Genomic DNA, 20,359 nt, shown 5'->3' with positions numbered 1-20,359 from the left:
CGCCGGTTGTGATCGCACGCCCGCCCCTGGACGCCCCGGGGGCGGGCGTTTTTGCGGGCGCTTTCCCCACATATTCCCCTCAACGCCATATTGACACGCGATGCGTCCATCCCGCCTCATAGCGGTGGATTATCGCCATGCGGAGGGTCGGACGCCATGGATCTGCGCCAGCTTCGCTATTTCCTGGGCATCGTCGAACACGGCTCGATCTCGCGCGCGGCCGAAGCGCTGCGGGTCGCGCAACCGGCGCTCAGCCTGCATCTGAAGCGGCTGGAAGAGGATTTCGGCTGCCAACTGGTGCTGCGCACGGCGCGCGGCGTGGTCCCGACGGAAAGCGGGCGGCGGCTGGCCCAACGCGCCCTGACCCTGATCGAATCGATGGACGGCCTGCGCGACGAGGTGCGGGCGGTGGAATCCACCCCCTCCGGTCCGGCCACCGTTGGGATTCCGACATCGCTGGGGCCGGTGCTGACGGTACCGCTGGCGTTGGCGGTGCGGCGCGCCCACCCGCTGATCCGGCTGCGGGTGGTGGAGGGGCTGTCCGGCCACATGCTGGAATGGGTGCTGTCCGGCCAGCTCGACCTTGCCCTGATTTTCGGGGCGAAGGAGATGGGCGGGCTGAACACGGAGTTCGTGGCCCGCGAACAACTTCATCTGGTCGGCCCCGCCGCCGACCCGCTGCTGCGCGGGCGCACCGCCATCCCCTTTGCCGAGGCGCTGGCCCTGCCGCTGATCCTGCCCGGCCGCCCCCACGGCGTGCGGGAGGAGGTGGAGCACGCCGCCCTGCTGGCGCGCGGAAGCGTCAACGTCGCCATGGAGATCGACGCGCTGGAGCAGATCAAAGCGCTGGTGGCCGAAGGCTGCGGGTACACCGTGCTGTCGGAACGGGTGGCGCGCTATGGGGCCGCCGCCGGGCGTTTGACCGGCCTGCCCATCGCCGACCCGCAGATCGACCGGACCATCCTGCTGGCCCACGCCGCCGGTCGGCCGATGCCGGTCGCCGCCCGCGCCGCCCACGCCATCCTGCGCGGGTTGCTGGCCGACCTGACGGTGGATGGGGCGTGGAAATAGGCGCACACCCCGCTCAGAGCGTCCCCGCCTTGCGCGCCGCCCGCATCAGCTCCGCCCCGCGTTCGGCGATCATCACCGTCGGCGTGTTGGTGTTGCCCGAGGTGATGGTCGGCATGATCGAGGCGTCGATCACCCGCAGGCCGCGCAGGCCCCGGAACCGCAATTCGGTGTCGGTCACGGCGGTGGGGTCGCCGTCGCGCCCCATCTTGCAGGTGCCGATGGGGTGGAAGATCGTCGTGCCGATGTCGCCCGCCGCCTTGGCCAACTCCTCTTCGGTGCGATAGGCCGGGCCGGGAAGATGCTCGCGCGGGTTGAAGGGGGCCAGCGCCGGTTGGGACACGATGCGCCGGGTCAGCGCCAGCGCCTTGGCCGCCTTGGCCCGGTCGGCGGGGTCGGTCAGATAGCGCGGGGCGATGGCCGGGGGGGCGAGCGGGTCGCGCGAGACGATGCGCGTCCACCCGCGCGAGGCCGGGCGCAGATCGCAGACGCTGGCGGTGAAGGCGGGGAAGCGGTGCAGCGGCTCCCCGAACTTGTCGAGCGAGAGCGGTTGGACGTGGTATTCCAGATCCGGCGTCTCCACCTCCGGCCCGGAGGTGACGAAGGCCCCCAACTGGCTGGGGGCCATGCTCAACGGGCCGCTGCGGAACAGCGCGTATTCCAGCCCCATCATCGCCTTGCCGAACAGGCTGTTGGCCCGCTGGTTCAGCGTCGTCACCCCATCGACCTTGAAGATCATGCGCAGTTGCAGATGGTCCTGCAAATTGCCGCCGACCGCCGGGGAATCCAGCACCACCGGCACGCCCAGTTCGGCCAGATGCGCCGCCGGGCCGACGCCGGAGCGTTGCAGGATGGCGGGCGAGCCGATGGCCCCGGCCGACAGCACGGTTTCCAGCCGCGCCATGGCGCGGGCCGGGTGGCCCTTGACCGCATACTCCACCCCGGTGACGCGCCCCTCGGCGATCAGCAGCCGGTCGATCACCGCGTTGACGACGACGGTCAGGTTGGGCCGCGACAGCACCGGGCGCAGAAACGCCTTGGACGCGTTCCACCGCACGCCGCTGCGCTGGTTGACCTCGAACGCGCCGACCCCGGCGTTGGTCCCCCGGTTGAAATCGTCGCTGGTCCGGATGCCCGCCTGCTGCGCGGCCTCGGTGAAGCGGTCGAGCAGGTCCCAGCGCAGGCGCTGGCGCTCCACCCGCCATTCCCCGCCCGCGCCGTGCAGGTCGCTGGCCCCGCGCCAGTAATCCTCCGTCGCCTTGAAGACGGGCAGCACCGCGTCCCAGCCCCAGCGGGAATCGCCGGTCAACGCCGCCCATTCGTCGTAATCGCGGGCCTGCCCGCGCATGGCGATCATGCCGTTGATGGAGGAGCAGCCGCCCAGCACCTTGCCGCGCGCGTAATGGATGCTGCGCCCGTTCAGCCCCGGCTCGGCCTCGGTCCGATAGCACCAATCGGTGCGCGGGTTGCCGATGCAGAAGAGATACCCGGCGGGGATGTGCAGCCACACCCAATCATCCTTGCCGCCCGCCTCCAGCAGCAGCACCCGCACGTCGGGATCCAGCGACAGCCGGTTCGCCAGCACGCACCCCGCCGTGCCGCCGCCGACGATGACATAATCATAGGTGCCGAAATCCTGCCGCTCGCTCATCGGACGCGTCCCCCGCCGTGTTTGATGGGTGTTCAGAGTCTTGATGGGGTCATTAGATTGCTGACCGGGCGGATGATCCAATGATTTATCGCAAAACCTGATATTGGATTTCCTTATAATGCTGGGTCATACTCGCCGCCCATGGACCACCAGCTTCTCCGCGCCTTCGTCACCATCGCCCGCGACGGGACCCTGACCCGCGCGGCCGAACGGCTGTGCATCAGCCAACCCGCGCTCAGCCTGCAACTGAAGAAGCTGCACGAGCAGGTCGGCCACAGCCTGTTCGACCGCACCGCCCACGGCATGCGGCTGACGGAGGCCGGACGCCAATTGCTGCCCGCCGCCGAACGCGCGCTCGCCGCGCTGGCGGAGTGTCGTGGGGTGGCGGACGGGTTGTCCGGCGCGGTGGCCGGGCGGCTGCGGATCGGGACCATCGTCGATCCCGAGTTCCTGCGCCTCGGCCCCTTCCTGAAACGGCTGGTGGAGCGCCACCCGCGCCTGACGACCGACCTGTCGCACGGCATGTCCGGCACGGTGGCGCGCGCGATCGCCGATGGGCGGCTGGACGTCGGCTACACGCTGGGCAGCCCCGGCCTGCCGGAGCACGCCGACCGCTTCGCCGTGATGGCGCTGTCGGGCTTCACCTACCGCGTCGTCGCCCCGCCGGGCTGGGGGGAGCGGGTGCGCGGGCGCGGCTGGCGCGAGCTGGCCGCCCTGCCCTGGATCGGCACACCGCCGGACTCCGCGCACCACCGCCTGACCGCCCGCGTGTTCGACCGCGAGGGGGTGCGCCCGCAGATCGTCGCCCAGGTCGATCTGGAAGCCTCCATGCTCGATCTCGTGCGCTCGGGCATCGGTTTGTCGCTGGCGCGCGACAGCCTGGCCCTGCGCGCCGCCCACGCCGACGGACTGGCGCTGGCCGACGCGGTGTCGGTGGACGCCTGCCTGGGCTTCCTCTGCCTGAAGGAGCGCCAGGGCGAATCCGCCATCGCCGCCGCCCGCGCGGTGATGGCCGATGTCTGGGGCGACGGGCCACGGACCGGCCTGGATTAGCCGAAAAATCGTCTCAAAAATTCGGGGTTCCGAACCGGCGGGGGGAGGCCGGAATTCCGTCGCGAAATCAGTCTTTTACACCCGGGTCATAACCCTTTGGTATTGTATCTGCCGCAGCAACAATGCCGGGGGCTTTTTCCGAATAGGTTGACTCGGGCGCTCGAATGCCCAACAGTGTTGACCGTAGCGCCGGGGCGTGCCCGCACACCCGGTGTTTTTGGATGAACAACAATGTGAGGCCGACGTGCCGGGAACAGCCATCGGGCCATCCCCTGAGCCGCAAAACGGCGACAGCAGGAAGCCGGTCTTTTCTCGTGTCGCGCGGATCGCGGCGCTTTCCATTCTGCTTGGTGGCCTGTCTCTGACGGCGTCCGCCGCAGAGCCGCATCGTGCAAAACCCAAACACAAGCCGACCGGCCAGATCGGTCAGGCGTCTTGGTACGACTACAAGGACGGCCGCAAGACGGCCAGCGGCCAGAAGACCAGCGACAAGGCGTTGACGGCGGCCCATCGCACCGCACCGTTCGGGTCCAAGCTGCGCGTCACCAACATGCGCAACGGGAAATCGGTGATCGTCGTGGTGAATGACCGTGGCCCGTTCCACGGCAAGCGCATCATTGATGTGAACCGCCGCGCGGCGCAAAAGCTGGGCCTGATCCAGAGCGGCGTCGCCGAGGTCCGGGTGGAACGCGTGGTCCAGGTCGCGGAAAACGCGGACTGACCGGATGCGTGGTCGGCTGCCGACCTTGTGGCTCCCGGCCCGAGCAACATCCCCTGTGAGTGGACCACGTTTCAGGCCGCACAACCCGGGAGCAACACGTCCGGGAGGCGTTCACTCGTCGGCATCCTGGTCCTGATTGATGGTCTTGCAGAGGGATTGAAGGAACGCCAAGTCGGCGGCGTGGTCGCCGATCCGCACGGTGAAGCTCTGTTGTGTCGAAATGATGCCCATGACAGCGCTCACCGTTCAGCGGTGGTGCACGCACCGCCAGTGTTCGAGGCATCTACACACCACAGGCCATCGGGTCCTGCGCGCGTCACACCGCCAGCGCCAGCCGCAACCCCTGGCCGATGGCGCGCTTGGCGTCCAGTTCAGCCGCCACGTCGGCCCCGCCGATCAGGTGGACGCGCACCCCCGCCGCCTCCAGCGGGTGGCTCAACTCGCGCAACGGCTCCTGGCCGGTGCACAGCACGATGGAGTCGACCGCCAGCAGGCGGGGGTTTTCGCGCTTTTCGCCGAAGCTGACGGTCAAGCCCTGGTCGTCGATGCGCTCGTAATTCACGCCCGACAGGGTTTCCACCCCCTTCATCTTCACCTGCGCCCGGTGAATCCAGCCGGTGGTCTTGCCCAGACCCGCCCCCGGCTTGCCCGGCTTGCGCTGCAACAGGATGATCTGGCGCGGAGGCGGGACCACATGCGGGCGCAGACCGGCGACGCCGCCGCGCGCCTGTTCGGGATCGCCCACGCCCCACTCCCGCCGCCACAGATCCAGATCCTGGCTGGCCGACGGCCCGTCCTGCGCCAGAAATTCGCACATGTCGAAGCCGATGCCGCCCGCCCCGATCACCGCCACCCGGCGGCCCACCGGCTTGGACTCGCGCAGCACGTCGATGTAGCTCAGCACCATCGGGTGCGACTGGCCGGGAATCTTCGGGTCGCGCGGGGTGACGCCGGTGGCGAGCACCACCTCGTCAAAGCCGTCGCGCACCAGATCATCCGCCGACACCCGGCGGCCCAAACGCTGGTTCACCCCGGTTTCGCTCAGCCGATGGGCGAAGTAGCGCAGGGTTTCGTAAAACTCCTCCTTGCCGGGAATCCGCTTGGCCATGTTGAACTGGCCGCCGATTTCCGCCGCCGCGTCGAACAGATGCACCTCATGCCCGCGCGCGGCCAGTTCGGTGGAGCAGCTCAGCCCCGCAGGGCCGGCCCCGACCACGGCGATCCGCTTGCGCCGCGCCGCCGGGGCGGCCTTGGGCAGGTCTGTTTCGTGGCAGGCGCGCGGGTTGACCAGACAGCTCGCCAGCTTGCGCGAAAAGACATGGTCCAAACAGGCCTGGTTGCAGGCGATGCAGGTGTTGATCGCCTGCGGCAGGCCCGCCGCCGCCTTGGCGACGAACTCCGGGTCGGCCAGCAGCGGCCGCGCCATCGACACCATGTCGGCGCAGCCATCGGCCAGGATGCGGTCGGCCACGTCCGGCGCGTTGATGCGGTTGGTGGTGCAGAGCGGGATCGACACCTGCCCTTTCAGCTTCTGCGTCACCCAGGCGAAGGCCCCGCGCGGCACGCTGGTGGCGATGGTGGGGACCCGCGCCTCGTGCCAGCCGATGCCGGTGTTGATGATGGTGGCCCCCGCCTCCTCCACCGCCTTGGCCAGCTGCACCACCTCCTCCCAACTGCTGCCATCGGGGACGAGATCGAGCATCGACAGGCGGTAGATGATGATGAAGTCGCGCCCGACCGCCTCGCGCATGCGGGACACGATCTCCACCGGGAAGCGCATGCGGTTTTCATAGCTGCCGCCCCAGCGGTCGGTCCGCCGGTTGGTGTGGGCGACAAGGAACTGGTTGATGAGGTAGCCCTCCGACCCCATCACCTCCACCCCGTCATAGCCCGCCTCGCGCGCCAGGGTGGCGCAGCGGACAAAGGCGCGGATCTGCCGTTCCACCCCCCAATTGGTCAGCGCGCGCGGGGTGAAGGGGGTGATCGGCGATTTGATCCGCGACGGTGCCACCGACAGCGGGCTGTGGGCGTAGCGCCCGGCGTGCAGGATTTGCAGGGCGATCTTGCCACCTTCGGCGTGCACCGCGTCGGTGATGACGCGGTGGGCCTGCGCGGTGGAGTGCCGCGCCAGGGTGGAGCCAAAGGGCGACAGCCAGCCTTCCACATTGGGGGCAAAACCGCCCGTCACCATCAGCCCGACCCCGCCGCGCGCCCGTTCGGCGAAATAGGCGGCCAGCTTGGGAAAATCGCGGCGGCGATCCTCCAACCCCGTGTGCATCGACCCCATCAGCACCCGGTTTTTCAGCACGGTGAACCCAAGGTCGAGCGGGGCGAGCAAATGCGGGTAGAGGCTGGCGGCGGGCTGGCTCACGGGCGGTTCCTCCGGCGGGCAGGGGCGCTCTTCTCGGCGCTGGGGTCACGGATCATCCGTGATCCAAAGGCTAGATGACGTTTACGTAAAGGTCAATTTCATTCCGCCATGACAGGGATACAGACGGACCGGATCGGCCCCACCGCTCCGCCTTTGCAAAATGCGACGCGTCCCTGTGTTGCGGTGCAATTTGCGTCGGCGTTTCCACCGGTCACGGATGTTTCCGCGCCAGAGCGGCGGTGATCGTTGCGAATCATCGGAAACATCACGCTTTGCGTAACAATAATACCAAAAATGACCGCTTTCCGGTTGGCGTGGAATTTGCCTTAACCCATGGGACAATGGTTGAACACACGGGAAGCCTGACCATGAACACGCTGTCTTTGAAAGCCAAACTGATGGGGCTGGTCGCGTTGACCGCCTTGGCCGTCGTGACGGTGGCCGGGGGTGGTTTGTGGTTGGGCTATCACCAGATGTACAACGACCGCATCGCCAACCTGCGCACCATCGTGGAAACCGTGCACGGCATGGCCAGCGCCTTTGACGCCGAAATCAAGAAAGGGGCGATGACCCGCGACGAGGCGCTGAACCGGATGCGCTTTGCCGTCAACGCCATGCGCTATGGCGAGAACAAGAGCGACTACGTCATCGTCGCCGACACCGTGAACATCATGAACGTCATCAACCCGGCCCGGCCCGACCTGATCGGCAAATCCATGGCGCAGGTGAAGGATGGCAACGGCAAGCTGTTCGCGGTGGAGATGGCGGACGTCGCCAAATCCGCCAGCGGCGAGGGCGTGGTCGAATACTCCTTCCCGCGCGCGGGCCAGACCGAACCGTCGCCCAAGGCGTCCTTCGTCAAACGCTTCGCCCCGTGGGACATGTTCATCGCCACCGGCGTCTATATGGATGATCTGGAGGCGGAGTTCCGCCGCCACGCCCTGTGGCTGGTGCTGGTCGTCGTCTGCTTTGCCTTGCCGGTGGTGGCCGCCATCGCCTGGACCGGATGGAGCATCAGCACCGCCGTGCGGGGGTTGAGCGGCAAGATGGCGGCGCTTGCCGCCGGCCGGTCCGACCTGACCTTCCCGGAAGCCGCGCGCGGTGACGAAATCGGCGAAATGGGCCGAGCGGTCCAGGTCTTCCAGGACAACGCCATCGCCAAGCAACGGCTGGAAGCCGAACAGGCCGCCACCGAACAGCGCACCATCGCCGAAAAACGGCAGTCGATGGAGCGGTTGGCCTCCACCTTTGAAAGCACCGTCGGTGGCGTCATCCAGGCGGTGGCCGACAAAACCACGGCGATGGAGCGCCAGGCCCGCGCCATGACCGACGCCACCGCCGAAACCGACCGGCTGGCGAACGCGGTGTCCACCGCCACCGAACAGACGGCGGTCAATGTGCAGACGGTGGCCTCCGCGTCGGAGGAGTTGGCCGCCTCGATCAACGAGATCTCCTCGCAGGTCGCCAAATCCAGCGCCATGGCGGCGTCGGCCGAACAGCAGGCCGAGCGGGCCAACAGCCGCATCGCCGGGCTGGCCCAGGCGGTGGAACGGATCGGCGCGGTGGTCGATCTCATCAACTCCATCGCCAGCCAGACCAATCTTCTGGCGCTCAACGCCACCATCGAAGCCGCGCGCGCCGGTGAAGCGGGCAAGGGCTTCGCCGTTGTCGCGCAGGAAGTCAAACAACTGGCCAGCCAGACCGCTAAGGCGACGGAGGAGATCGCCGCCCAGGTGTCGGGCGTGCAGTCGGCCACCGGCGAAACCGTGACCGAAATCAACAGCGTCGCCCAGGTCATCACCCAGCTCAACCAGATCGCCGGGACCATCGCCTCGGCGGTGGAGGAGCAGGGGGCGGCCACCCGCGAGATCGCCCGCAACATCCAGCAGGCGGCCAGCAGCACGAACGAGGTCTCGGCCTCCATCGTCGGCGTCACCGCGTCTGCCGACCAGAGCGGCAAGGTGGCGCGCGAGGTGCTCGACGCCTTCCAACACCTGTCGCAACAGGCCGGAACCCTGCGCCACGAGGTCAGCGGCTTCCTGCGCACCGTGCGGGCCGGGTGATACGGGCCGCATGACGCCCCCGGCTCCGCACCGGGGGCGAGCATCGGGAACGCCACAGCGGGAAGACAAGACAGCGGTAGGACTGGACAGCGGCAAAGCGAGGTGGGAAGGAAGGGCGATCAAGGCACAGGAGCCAACGCACCATGTCGGACTCGCCGTGGAAATCCTCCACCGATCGGCGCAGCGAACGGGAAGAAAAGCGCATCGCCGTCCTGCGGACGGCAGCCCGCGCGTTCAACGATGTCGGCTATTACAACACATCGCTGGACGACATCGCCCGACGGCTGAACGTCACCAAGCCGACGCTCTACTACTACATCAAGAACAAGGAAGAGATCCTGTTCGAATGCGTGCGGATCGGGCTGGAGCGGCTCGAGTCCGCCTCGTCCGAGGTGATCGGCCACGGCGGCAGCGCCTATGACGAGCTGGTGGCGGTGATGACCGCCTATGTCGGCGTTGTCACCATGGAGTTTGGCATGTGCGTGATCCGCGTGGGCGAGGAACCGTTGACGGAGGAAAGCCGCCGCACCCTGCGCGCGCTGAAACGCCGGATCGACCTGAAATTCCGCAGCCTGATCGAACGCGGGATCGCCGAAGGCTCCATCGCCGCCTGCGACCCGAAGATCGCCGCCTTCACCCTGGCCGGTGCCCTGAGCTGGGTCGCCCGCTGGTATCAGCCGGACGGCCCGCAGACCGCCGACGCCATCGCCCGGCATTCGGTGGATCTGCTGCTGAACGGCCTGCGCCCGCGCGGGTGACGGCGCGGGCGTGGGCGCGCTCACAGGCAGGATGGTTTGACCGGTGGAGGGACTCCGGCAGCGGTGGCAAGTTTATCAACGACCACATTCATGCTTTTGATCGTAGACACGATCAGTTTCCGATTGTTTTCATCCGGGATCACGGAAGAGCTGTCCAGGCACTCTTTGATCGTGATCAGGCTCTTGATCGAATCGGCGTAGATCAGCACCGATTTCTTGAAGTTCTCCAGATCCCCGGTGGCGCGCATCGCCGCTTCCGCCTGATCCAGCTTCGCCTTGGTGGCGGCGAGGTCGGCGGCCAGGCGGCCCTTGGCGCTTTCCGCCTCGGCCAGCTTCTGTTCCAGCAGCGTCACCTTTTCCACACTGGCGGCACCGGGATAGATCCGCCCCAGCAGCTCCACCGCACCGGAAAACAGCGCCAGCCCAAAGGCGAACAGCATGAACAGCCGTGCCGATCTGTTGGATTCCGCCGACAGCTTCGGGCTTTTCACCAACAGCCCGGCCACGGCCAGCAGCGCCAGCGCCGCCACCCCCAACGCGCCATAGCGCAGGAATTCCAAACTGTTCTGCGGTTCGACGGACATCGGCGCTCCCCGGATCGCGGCGTGGCAAACGCCGCACCCTACCACAGCGCCCCCGCCCGCTCACCGCTTTCACGCGCGGACGGGGTGCCGTGGCGGCGTGTTACACCCGTTCGAAGATCGCGGCGATGCCTTGGCCACCGCCGATGCACATCGTCACCAGGGCGTAGCGGCCGCCGACGCGGTGCAGCTCGTGGATCGCCTTGACCGCGATGATCGCCCCGGTCGCCCCCACCGGGTGGCCGAGCGAGATGCCGGAGCCGTTTGGATTCACCTTGGCCGGGTCAAACTCAAGCGTGCGGGCGACGGCGCAGGCCTGCGCGGCAAACGCCTCGTTCGATTCGATCACGTCGAGGTCGGCGATGGTCAGGCCGGTGCGGGCCAGCAGCTTGCGGGTCGCCGGAATCGGGCCGATGCCCATATGGTCGGGTTCGACACCGGCGTGGGCGTAGCCGACCAGCCGGGCCAAGGGCGTCAACCCCAGCGCGGCGGCGCGCCCCGCTTCGGCCAGCACCAGGGCGGCGGCCCCGTCGTTCAGGCCGGACGCGTTGCCCGCCGTCACCGTGCCATCCTTTTTGAACACCGGCTTCATCGCCGCCAGCCCTTCGGCGGTGGCGTCGGCGCGCACATGCTCGTCGGTGTCGAACCGGATCACCCCCTTGCGGGTGGCGATCTCCACCGGAACGATCTGCTCCTTGAAACGGCCCTCGGCGATGGCGTGGGCCGCCCGGCGTTGGCTTTCCAGCGCCAACGCGTCCTGGGTGGCGCGGTCGATGCCGTAGCGGGCGGCGACGTTCTCCGCCGTTATGCCCATGTGAATTTTTTGCCAGGGGTCGTGCAGGATGCCGTTCATGTAATCGACCAGCCCGCCATCGCCCAGACGGGTGCCCCAGCGCGCCGTCGGCAGGATGTAGGGACCACGGCTCATCGACTCGGCACCGGCCCCGATGGCGATCTCGGCGTCGCCCAGCGCGATGGATTGCGCCGCCGACACGATGGCCTGAAGGCCCGACCCGCACAGCCGGTTGACGTTGAAGGCCGGGGTGTCCAGCGGCAGGCCGGAATCGATGGCCGCCACCCGGCTGAGATAGGCGTCCTTGGTGTCGGTGGGGATGACGTTGCCCATCACCACATGGCCGACGCGGTCGGGTGCCGCCCCCGACCGTTCCAACGCCGCTTTGACCGCCGTGGTGGCGAGCGTGGTCAGCGGCACATCCTTCAAGCTGCCGCCAAAGGCACCGATGGCGGTGCGGGCCGCCCCGACGACAACGATGTCGGTTTGCATGGTTGGGCTGTTCCTTCCCTTGGGGGTTCGTGCGTTGCGGGGCCGTCAGCGGCCCTGGAAAACCGGGGCGCGCTTGCCCAGAAAGGCGGAGACGCCCTCGCGGAAATCATCGGTGGCCGCACAGCCCTGGAAGGCGGCGCGTTCGGCGTCCAACTGCTCGTCCAGCGTCGCGGTCCAGCTTTGCCGCAGCAGGCGGCGTGTGGCGGCGAAGGCCCGCGTCGGTCCGGCGGCGAGACGTTCGGCCAGCGCACGGGTTTCCGGGACCAGATCGGCGGCGGGAACCACACGGTTGACCAGCCCCAGCCGCAACGCCTCGTCGGCCTTCACCCGCTCCGACAGCAAGGCCAGCTCCATCGCCCGGCGCATCCCGACCAGACGGGGCAGCGCGTGGGTTCCCGACCCGTCCGGCGAGGTGCCCAACCGGGCGTAGGCGGTGGTGAACAGCGCGTCATCGGCGGCGATGCAGAGGTCGGCGGCGCAGGCCAGACTCATCCCCGCCCCGGCGACCGGCCCCTGGACGGCGGCCAGCACCGGCATCGCCAACCCGTCCAGCAGGCGCAAGGCGGCGTGCAGATGGTCGATGATCGCGGTGGCCACCGCCGGAGCCGCCGCCGGATCGTCGTGGAACCGCCCGACATCGCCCCCGGCCATGAAGCCCCGACCGTTCCCGGCCAGCACCAGACAGCGCACCCCGGCATCATCCGCCACGGCCTGGCACGCGGCGCGCAGGGCGGCGGCGGTCGGTTCGTCCAGCGCGTTGAGCACGGCGGGGCGGTTGAAACGAATCCACGCCACCGCCCCTTCGCGGGACAGCAGAACCGGCGCGTCGGTGTCGCTCATGGCGGGAAAACCTTGTGATTGTGGACGGTGGTGCGACGGGCGAATCCTACCGACAGGAATGAATGTTACTTGAAAGTACAATACCGAACCGTCCGGTCGTCGTCAACGCGTGGATGGGGCGTGGTGGGCCATCGCGGGCAAGGACTCCATAGTGATCCAAGACATCGCGGTCCAGATCACCGGATACCAGACGGCCAGCGCCACCACCGTCGGTGCAGTGGTGGAGCCGCAATCGACGACCACGGTGGAAATTTCCCGCAGCGTTCTGGGAGCGGCGGCGAGCACGCAGCAGGTGTCTGCCAACATCGGCGGGGTGTCTGCGGCAGCGGATGCGGCAGGGCGGGCCGCAGCGGCGGTCGTGTCGGCGACGGAATGGATGACCGGGCCGAACGAGTGCTCCGGATCGTCGCCAGCGGCCTGACCGAAGCGGAAAGCGGACAAGGACACCGCCGCCCGATCACCAGCTGAAGATCGGTGGGAACGGCGAGCGGCGCTTAAAAAGCGATCCGACTTTTGTGAAGCAGCCCACAAGCACACTCGGCGAATCGGTTCCGTCGGCCAAGGTCCAGCCGACATTCTCACCAAGCCATGTGACGGGGTAGATTTTGTTTGCAACGCTTGAGCGCTTTCAACGCGCTCATATAGAATGGCGTCCCCAAGGGGAGGAACAACCAAATGACCTACAACATGTTGATCCAGCAGGGGCTTTCCGATCAATATGTTGTTCAAAACCGCGTGTTCTACATCCGTGTATCACACGACTTCCTGGGTGCCGTCAACTAGTTTACATCCCCGTTGACGACGCCCGGTCACGCTGACTCCCGACGACGACGCCCAAGCGACTCCTCCCCTCGCCCAGATGGAAAAGCCTCTGCCCCCAGGGGCACCGGCCTTGCCCGCCGTCTGGCAGGACGGCGGGCACTTCTGCGACCGGATGCCGTCAACTCGTTTACGCGTCCGGATTTGCGAGGACGACCGCACCAGCACGCGCCTTCCTGCCCACGCCGCCCCCGCTTACACACATGTCCACAGGCCAGCCCCAGCGCTGTGGAGGGCGCGGCTGGCCTGTGGACATGCTTCGCTGCGCTTCGGTTCCGGCTTGCCGGGACTGGAAAGCGGGGACGGCGAGTGCCAGCAGAAGGAGACTCGTACATTACGAAGACGAGACTCGAATTACGAAGACAAGTCTTCTATAAAATGAATTACGAGAACGGATCGTCCTCGTAATTGATACGAGTCTTGCTACGGCAAGACTGTATTTAGTGGACGAAATCGCGTGCAATTTTAGCATTACTCGCAACATTATTCCTGAGTTATATTTGACTTCGTTGGTGATTTTGCCAACGACGCCATGGAGGTATCGAATGACTGATAACAAGACAATGGACGAATTTCGTATGGACTGGTGGGGACGTCCTGGCAGTGCCGAGATACCGGGTTGGGTAGAGCGATTGGAAGGAGAAACTCGGATTGGTGCGGCCATTCGTACCATCGAGGATTGCAACCCTGGCTTGGCGGTTGTGACTTGCCGACGCGACGGCTGGGAGCGGCGGCGCAGCGATGGGCGCGCGCTGTCGGAGACTTACCAAATGTCGCTTGCAGACAGCGTGACGCGCTTCGGCGCTTCGGTATCGGGCGAAATCTGGGTGAGACTCGATATCGAGGATGGCGTCGTTGGCCCGGCCTCTGTGCCCAACCTCCTACGGAGCGTAGCAACCCGCGCACTTCCGTCCGTGGAGGGTGGCTCATGCTGACGTTTCTCGATTTCGCGCGCGGTCCTGGCGGAGAGGTGGCCCGCCGCCTTGGCGTACCATGCGACCGCTCAACGACCTGGGGCGACTACACCGCCCGTTTCCTGCGTCACGCCCGCGACTCCAGGCGATACGCCAGCCTCAAGGCCGAGATCGGCGTTATGTCGACGGGGGAGACCGCTGTCGCCTGCGCTCTGCTGCATGCCGTGGACCTGTCCGCCCTCGCCGATGAGATGAGCGCGGGGCTGGCGTGGCAGCGGCTGAACTGCACATTTGGCGGCTACCGCCGCGCCGTGGTCGCCGCCTTGCTGCGGCTGGACACCGCCGCCACCACCGTCAAGGACGACGAAGACGAGGAGGCCGATTTTGGCTGACGTAATGATCCGCATTTGGGGCGAATGGCACCCCTTCGACGCGACCGTTCGCAGCAGAGTGCCGCTTGGCACACCGCTTACCCTCTACGTTGAGGGCGGTGACGGCCCCGGCTGGACCTGGACCGGCGGCGGACGGGTCGGTATCGAGGATCACCGCCCCGGCGCGCTCGCTTGCGCCGAATGTGCGATCACTGGCGCGGATTCCGGCTACGTCATCGACGGCAACGCCTACGCGCCGCTGCGGTGGTACCGGGACCGCCAGGGTATTGAGGCGTATTTCACAGACCCGCTGCCGAGCAATGGCACCGCCACTGGAGAAGCACAATGAAAGATGCACTACACGATTTTCTCGCCATGGCTGCGGCCCACCAGCGAGCGACGGACGCGGCTGTGCAGCAGGCGCGGGCCAACGCTTTCGCCGCAGGCATCGACACGGATGACGAGCACGCATTTGCCGTCTACTGCAAGCGCGTCGTCCGGGCGACTCAGGACGCAGCAGACCTCTTCGGCACAGGCTTCCGGTCACTGAAATGGCCGAATGAACACCACGCACTCAACGCTCTGGCGGCACCCCATCTTGACCTCGGCGGCGGGCTACTGGACGCGTCGTCACCCCGCTGGCGCTGGTATCTGGACCTCGACGACGAGGGACCAATGCCCCAGTCGGGCAGTGGCGACAGCGAGGGAGGAGCAGCATGAGCGATTACGAATTTCGCGGTATTATTCGCAATGATGATGGCGAGGAAATTGAGGTTCTCAATTTCACAGAAGCCGGGAAAATTCTCGCCTTGATGAGATTTGCTATGAATGAAAAACAGGAAAGCGATTACCAAGACGGTGCTATCGTCGGCTCCTATTGCCAACACTGCGACGGAGGTGAGCGCCGTTGTCGCCGTAGCGGGGAATGGGAAGAATGCCCCGAGTGCTGCGGCTCTGGCCACCGTTACCAAACGGACGATGAATTGCTGGAATTGGCAATACGTTGCTGTCTCGCTACTGCGTGAAAACGGGTCATTCCGTACCCGCGCGCCAGCAGTGGCGGCAAAGAACGGAATCCGGGACCGCTCAGCGGTAACAGTGCATGAAATGGGGCGGCCTTGGGCCGCCCTTTTCGTTTCGCGCTCAGGCTGACGGTGGCGGCAAGCCGGCAGCCGCCAGCGCGGTCAGATACTGGTATCTTGCACGTAGTCCGCGAATGCGCGACTTGCGCCACGGCTCTACCGCGCCCGTCCGCGCCATGTCCTGGCACGCATAGCCTTCTAAATCACCGATTTCTCGCTCGATTTTCGCCAGCACGCGCCGAAGGTCAGCATCATCGCCGTCTTCCGCCGTCGCCACTCGGGCGACCGCGATATCGTCAGTGGTGTTCTGCCACCCGCGCCAGCCGCCGAGGCGGGCGGTGACGCGGGCACACTCCGGGCCAGCAGGGCGAGGGTCGGAGCCGAAGGTGTCCAGCGGCTCGCGATCACGCATTTGCACCCCCGTTGTCACCAGCCCCAGCCAGCAGCGGAGCGAGGCCGAGCAGCGCCCGGTCGCGCGGTGCTGTCACCGCTTCATTAAGCACGGCGTGGAGCCGGTCACGAAACTCAGAGTCACCACGAGCAGCAGTAAGCACAGCAGCACCGAGAACGATCTTCCTTCGCGTCTCGATTTTTCGTTGGTCCATGTTAAGTCGGGCCAGCACCTGCTGACTCCGGGCGAGTCTTTGTTCAGCCGCACGGCGACGCTGCCCCAGGTCGCCGTCGCTCAGACTCACAAGCCAGTCATCCACAAATGACTCCGTAATCGTCATGTCGCCTCTCCCCTGCGCTGCTGCTGACCTCAAATGCTGGCTATGTGCGGGCGTTTCGGCGCGGGAGTAGAGCGGCAGCCGGGCACCCGGAAAATTTCGGCCATCAGTCGAGCGGTTGCAGCAGGACTAGTCCCGGAAGGGCGCAACTTATGGAATTGCAAGCAATTCCGTGCGCTCTCCGAGGGCCTGCCACTGGGCGGCAGGGGAAAAATGGAAAAGCCATGACGACACGGGATGCGCAATATCACTGTTCGGTCAAAGCGGTCGGTCGGTCGGCTGGGCGATCCGCCGTAGCCGCCGCTGCATACCGATCTGGCGCACGGCTTGAGAATCCACGTACCGGAGAAGTACACGACTACCGCTTTCGTAGTGGTGTCGTTCACGCCGAAATCATTGTTCCGGCTGGTTGCGAATGGGCCGCAGATCGACAAGCGCTCTGGGGCACGGTCGAGACGGCCACGACCCGGAAGAACGGACGGCTTTGCACGGAAGTTGAAGTGGCCCTCCCCGCCGCATTCACCGACGAACAGCGTCTTGCGCTTGTTCGCGGCTTCGCCCGCAGCCTTACAGACGAGGGGGAGGTAGGCGTCGACTTCGCGATCCACTCGCCGCCACGACGTCGGGGGCAGGCTGACGAACTTCCCGGCAGGGGAGAAAGCAAGAATTGGCACGCTCACATTTTGATGACACACCACTTGCTGACGCCGGACGGCCCATCCAAAACCGTTTCACGAATCGCGGACGGAGCCGATGCCGTGACGGCTCTGCGCGCGCGGTGGGCCGAGTATATCAATGCCAGTCTCGCAGCCGCCGGGATCGACGCGCGTCAGGATCACCGCACGCTTGCGGCCCAGGGCATTGACCGGACGCCGACCCGCCACCTGGGTGCGACCGTCGCCGCGCTCGAACGGCACGGCATCCGCACCGAGCGGGGCGAGATTCACCGCGCTCTTCATCGCGCCCGACAGGAGCAACGCCGGGCTGGCATCGCCATTACCCTCTTGGAAGGCGAGCAGCAGCGCCGCGCAGAGCGTCGTCAACGCCCGCCGCCCCCTGCTGCACCACCAGCGCCAACGCAATCAAAACCACCACAGCAAGGGACACCAGCCATGACCAAAAAATATATCCCGCGCGGTCGCGTCATAGGACGCGGAGGCAGACCGCCCCACCGCTCGCCGGAGCAGCGCGAGCGGAAACACCCGCACGAGCAGACTGACGATTTGCGGGCGTGGCTGTGGACGCAGGCATATGGTCCCGCCGCCATGCCCAGAAATTGGCTGATGAGCACAACGGCGATGTGGACATACGGGCGCGACAGCGACCCGGATGGTATCTACGCCCAACTCGCCAGCAACGCGGGGCGGCTGTACGACAGCGGCGGCGCGATCACATGGTCTCACGACACCACGCCGACCGATGACCAGCGAGCCGCCGCGATTGAGGCTATGCTCGACATGGCCGTCGAGGGGCGCGGGTGGACAGCGCTCTCCTTTTTCGGCGACGAGCCGTTCCGCATCGCAGCCGCACGACAGGCCACGCGGCGGGGACTGACCGTCACTGACGCCGACCTTCGAGCCGTTGTCGATGACGAGCGACGACGGCTCGCCCAGCAGGCGGAAGCGACGGAACCGTCAACACCAGCACCCGACGCGGCACTCGGCATCGTCCAGGCGTCCCCGCCAACACCGGCGGCGATTGCTGTCGCCGCCTTTTCCATGCAGCCGTCGCCTATTGTGGCTACGTTTTTGGCCGCCGGGCGCGAGGCCCATACGAGTGGGGCCGACACGGATAAGTGGCTGTCGCTCTGTTCCGCCCGGATGAGCGAGGCGGAGCGCGCGGAGATCACCGCCTACTTCGCAGACCAGCCCGCAGCGTCGGCGCGCTGGCTTGCGGCCTGCGATAACGTTTTGACAGCCGACGCCCTGTCTGCCGGGCAGATGCGGGGTGGCACACGGTTGCTTCGATCCGTCCTAGACGTGACACCGCCAGATCGAAGGTTGATCGTCAGCGACATTCTGCACGAGCGCGCCGACGCGGCAGAGACCGGCAATCCGACCGACCTTGCCGCCCTGCGGCGACGCAGCGCCGCACAGGCCCTTGCTCAGGCGTGGGACCGCATGTGCGACGAGCATGAGCGGGCTGAGCGAGACGCTGCGCGGGTAGAAGAGTCCCCGCACCCACCGGTGGCAGCCGCCGACATCCGCACCCTAGGCGACGAGGTTCTATCAGCAAAAAGGGCGGAGCGTGACCGAACGGGCGATCCACTGGATACCGTGCGAGCCGAGCGGGCGCTGACGATGGCGCTTGACAGGGCACCACGCGAAACACGCCGCGCATTTGCCGACGCGCTGACCGGCAAAGCCGACGCACTCACGTCCGCCTTGGCTGTCGCGGCGATGGTCGCTGACGACCACGCTGCGGGCCTTTCATCGCTGTCCGAGGTCCCGCGCTCCGCCAGCCGTCCACCCCACACAGAAAAGATTGAAGACGATGACAAAGAGCATTCGGCTGGAATCGATGCTCCGCGTCCAGTTTGAGCGGCGATAGCGGCAAAAGCGAAATCGATATCGCGACGTCGATGCGCCGATTTCAAAATGTTGGACGAAATGGGCGCCATTGTCAAGGCGCGCCCGATTCTGGTGTCGGCTACAATAGACGACACATCAAAAAGAAAACCCCGCACGACATGAACCGGCGGGGCTTTCTATGTGGTCCGATCAACTTTGCTGGCAGGCGGGCCGATGACCGGATATGACTACGATGACAGGGTTATTTATAGGATAACACGGACTCGCTGGCAACGTTATTTAGTCACGCGCCGCCGAAATCCTCACCCCATCACCGTAGTCATCTTCGAGCATCGCCCCCAAAAGGACGATAGATGCCGTTCGATGGTGCCTCATTTCCGTCACTCGTCACCACCGCAGCACGGCGCTCACAGCGCCGTGAAGATGATCAGCGCATTGCAGATTTGCTGATCGAAGGCGGCATTGCGCCGGGTGACGTATACGTGATACCCGACGATGATGAAATCGAAGATATTCTCCTATCTGACGACGGCGAATGGTCGGAGACATGGGGCCGCCCGCTCCGCCGGTGGTCAGGCTTTCCGTCCCAGGCTCAAACCATTAAGTTGCGGCGGGGGCTTTTTTACGCGGCGTTCGCAGCGCAACGCGGGATTGAGAGCGTGCGTCAAATCCGCCTTTCCGCTCCGGTGTGTACCATCCCGTTGACGGCGCTACGGCGTATGCATGCCGACATCAGCAAAAAAATGATGGACCGGTTGCGGGATGGCAAAAAGCGATACGCGCCCGGCATCGCCATTGACATGGTTGCCGCTCACGTGAAGCGTGATGGTCACGGATGCGTGTATTTGCATTTCCACCTCGTCACACGAGGCGGAACATTTGAAGAACTTTGCGCACTGCGACGGTTTATTACTTTCAGACGCGACCTCCCCACAGGCTGGGATTGGTGGGACGATGAGTCGGAGGCTGACGGCGAGGATGACAGCATTGACCGCCATCCCGCTGCCCTGGTGCAATACACAGCAAAGGGTCTAGCGGCGGCCATAGACGATGACTGGACGCCTGATGAACTTGCGGAACTTTTTCGTCAGACGCGCGGTGTCGCGCTGGTTCGCCCAGCGGGCGAGTTCCGCCAGTGGATTGGCGATATCGACCGCGCCGGAATGACTGTGAAGCGCGGCAAATACGGAACAGCAGAGGTCGTGCCCAAGCGACCGGCGACGCTGGGTATCCGCCGTCACAAGGAAAAATTGTTCAAATCTGCTGGGTTTTCGATTCTGCGCCGACTGGACGAATACGATTTCGGCGACGGGATCCGCCGCCGGGCATGGCTGTTGCGTGGGCATGTCGGACTGACTGTCACGGACATCGGCGACATCTACATTCTCGACGGCGCACCTTTTACAGTCTACGCGCCTATCGCGGAATTGGTGCCAGCCGCCACCATCGAACACCATCAGAATCTCGGATGGACCCGACCGCCGCCGCTTCACGCGAGGCCAGACTGACCGTGAATCAGTCCG

The 20,359-nt window shown here is 65.9% G+C and carries 19 protein-coding genes and 1 pseudogene; 13 read left to right on the top strand and 7 right to left on the bottom strand.

The window, feature by feature from the left end; translation table 11 throughout:
- The first annotated feature begins 156 nt into the window (after positions 1-156).
- The gene (locus EJ903_RS05740; RefSeq protein WP_126612979.1) at positions 157-1,071 is read left to right on the top strand and encodes a LysR family transcriptional regulator; all 915 of its coding nucleotides are present in this window, start codon (positions 157-159) and stop codon (positions 1,069-1,071) included.
- Between the two features lie 13 nt (positions 1,072-1,084).
- Here the strand turns inward: EJ903_RS05740 and EJ903_RS05735 are convergent, their stop codons facing one another.
- Positions 1,085-2,719 carry a GMC family oxidoreductase gene (locus EJ903_RS05735; protein ID WP_126612977.1) on the bottom strand — a complete coding sequence of 545 codons (1,635 nt, stop codon included), beginning with the start codon at positions 2,717-2,719 and terminating at the stop codon, positions 1,085-1,087.
- Between the two features lie 141 nt (positions 2,720-2,860).
- On the opposite strand from EJ903_RS05735, the gene EJ903_RS05730 reads away from it, so the two are divergent.
- Together EJ903_RS05730 and EJ903_RS05725 are read left to right on the top strand one after the other, a co-directional pair.
- The gene (locus EJ903_RS05730) at positions 2,861-3,772 is read left to right on the top strand and encodes a LysR family transcriptional regulator (RefSeq protein ID WP_126612975.1); all 912 of its coding nucleotides are present in this window, start codon (positions 2,861-2,863) and stop codon (positions 3,770-3,772) included.
- A 196-nt stretch (positions 3,773-3,968) separates the two neighbouring features.
- Positions 3,969-4,493 (top strand): septal ring lytic transglycosylase RlpA family protein, encoded by a 525-nt coding sequence (locus EJ903_RS05725; protein WP_210211382.1) that lies wholly within the window; start codon positions 3,969-3,971, stop codon positions 4,491-4,493.
- Between the two features lie 316 nt (positions 4,494-4,809).
- On the opposite strand, the gene EJ903_RS05720 is transcribed toward EJ903_RS05725, so the two are convergent.
- Positions 4,810-6,864, bottom strand: coding sequence for an NADPH-dependent 2,4-dienoyl-CoA reductase (locus EJ903_RS05720; protein ID WP_126612973.1), 2,055 nt, complete (start codon positions 6,862-6,864; stop codon positions 4,810-4,812).
- A gap of 368 nt (positions 6,865-7,232) precedes the next feature.
- On the opposite strand from EJ903_RS05720, the gene EJ903_RS05715 reads away from it, so the two are divergent.
- Together EJ903_RS05715 and EJ903_RS05710 are read left to right on the top strand one after the other, a co-directional pair.
- The gene (locus tag EJ903_RS05715; RefSeq protein WP_246015219.1) at positions 7,233-8,927 is read left to right on the top strand and encodes a methyl-accepting chemotaxis protein; all 1,695 of its coding nucleotides are present in this window, start codon (positions 7,233-7,235) and stop codon (positions 8,925-8,927) included.
- Positions 8,928-9,070: 143 nt separating this feature from the next.
- Entirely contained in the window at positions 9,071-9,685 is a 615-nt protein-coding gene (locus EJ903_RS05710; RefSeq protein WP_126612971.1) for a TetR/AcrR family transcriptional regulator, read from the top strand.
- Between the two features lie 20 nt (positions 9,686-9,705).
- Here the strand turns inward: EJ903_RS05710 and EJ903_RS05705 are convergent, their stop codons facing one another.
- The 3 genes from EJ903_RS05705 to EJ903_RS05695 form a co-directional block, all read right to left on the bottom strand.
- Positions 9,706-10,269 (bottom strand): hypothetical protein, encoded by a 564-nt coding sequence (locus tag EJ903_RS05705; protein ID WP_126612969.1) that lies wholly within the window; start codon positions 10,267-10,269, stop codon positions 9,706-9,708.
- Positions 10,270-10,369: 100 nt separating this feature from the next.
- The gene (locus EJ903_RS05700; RefSeq protein ID WP_126612967.1) at positions 10,370-11,551 is read right to left on the bottom strand and encodes an acetyl-CoA C-acyltransferase family protein; all 1,182 of its coding nucleotides are present in this window, start codon (positions 11,549-11,551) and stop codon (positions 10,370-10,372) included.
- 45 nt (positions 11,552-11,596) lie between these two features.
- Entirely contained in the window at positions 11,597-12,391 is a 795-nt protein-coding gene (locus tag EJ903_RS05695; RefSeq protein ID WP_126612965.1) for an enoyl-CoA hydratase/isomerase family protein, read from the bottom strand.
- A gap of 151 nt (positions 12,392-12,542) precedes the next feature.
- Between EJ903_RS05695 and EJ903_RS05690 the strand changes: the two genes are divergently transcribed.
- The 5 genes from EJ903_RS05690 (at position 12,543) to EJ903_RS05670 (ending at position 15,520) form a co-directional block, all read left to right on the top strand.
- Positions 12,543-12,812: a hypothetical protein gene (locus EJ903_RS05690; RefSeq protein ID WP_126612963.1), complete on the top strand. Its 270-nt coding sequence runs from the start codon at positions 12,543-12,545 to the stop codon at positions 12,810-12,812.
- 1,326 nt (positions 12,813-14,138) lie between these two features.
- Positions 14,139-14,516 (top strand): hypothetical protein, encoded by a 378-nt coding sequence (locus EJ903_RS05685; protein WP_126612961.1) that lies wholly within the window; start codon positions 14,139-14,141, stop codon positions 14,514-14,516.
- The gene (locus tag EJ903_RS05680; RefSeq protein WP_126612959.1) at positions 14,509-14,844 is read left to right on the top strand and encodes a hypothetical protein; all 336 of its coding nucleotides are present in this window, start codon (positions 14,509-14,511) and stop codon (positions 14,842-14,844) included. Before EJ903_RS05685 ends, EJ903_RS05680 begins: the two co-directional genes overlap by 8 nt.
- A complete protein-coding gene (locus EJ903_RS05675) occupies positions 14,841-15,215 on the top strand; it encodes a hypothetical protein (protein ID WP_126612957.1) in 375 nt (124 codons plus the stop codon). Before EJ903_RS05680 ends, EJ903_RS05675 begins: the two co-directional genes overlap by 4 nt.
- The gene (locus tag EJ903_RS05670; protein WP_126612955.1) at positions 15,212-15,520 is read left to right on the top strand and encodes a hypothetical protein; all 309 of its coding nucleotides are present in this window, start codon (positions 15,212-15,214) and stop codon (positions 15,518-15,520) included. The genes EJ903_RS05675 and EJ903_RS05670 overlap by 4 nt, the downstream gene beginning before the upstream one ends.
- Positions 15,521-15,638: 118 nt before the next feature.
- On the opposite strand, the gene EJ903_RS05665 is transcribed toward EJ903_RS05670, so the two are convergent.
- Together EJ903_RS05665 and EJ903_RS05660 are read right to left on the bottom strand one after the other, a co-directional pair.
- A complete protein-coding gene (locus EJ903_RS05665; RefSeq protein WP_126612953.1) occupies positions 15,639-15,989 on the bottom strand; it encodes a hypothetical protein in 351 nt (116 codons plus the stop codon).
- On the bottom strand, positions 15,982-16,308 hold the full coding sequence (locus EJ903_RS05660; RefSeq protein WP_126612951.1) for a hypothetical protein: 327 nt from the start codon (positions 16,306-16,308) through the stop codon (positions 15,982-15,984). Before EJ903_RS05660 ends, EJ903_RS05665 begins: the two co-directional genes overlap by 8 nt.
- Before the next feature lie 149 nt (positions 16,309-16,457).
- Here EJ903_RS05660 and EJ903_RS28140 point away from each other — a divergent pair.
- The 3 genes and pseudogenes from EJ903_RS28140 to EJ903_RS05650 all read left to right on the top strand — a co-directional run.
- A pseudogene (locus tag EJ903_RS28140) lies at positions 16,458-17,159 on the top strand (MobA/MobL family protein); the annotation flags it as partial.
- 258 nt (positions 17,160-17,417) lie between these two features.
- Complete coding sequence (locus EJ903_RS27575) at positions 17,418-18,845, top strand: LPD7 domain-containing protein (RefSeq protein ID WP_246015215.1); 1,428 nt, start codon at positions 17,418-17,420, stop codon at positions 18,843-18,845.
- A 344-nt stretch (positions 18,846-19,189) separates the two neighbouring features.
- Positions 19,190-20,344 (top strand): hypothetical protein, encoded by a 1,155-nt coding sequence (locus EJ903_RS05650; RefSeq protein ID WP_126612947.1) that lies wholly within the window; start codon positions 19,190-19,192, stop codon positions 20,342-20,344.
- The last annotated feature ends 15 nt before the right edge of the window (positions 20,345-20,359 follow it).

It is taken from the genome of Azospirillum griseum, assembly GCF_003966125.1.
GTDB classification, from domain to species: domain Bacteria; phylum Pseudomonadota; class Alphaproteobacteria; order Azospirillales; family Azospirillaceae; genus Azospirillum; species Azospirillum griseum.
This window is presented reverse-complemented; position numbering and strand designations above follow the sequence as displayed.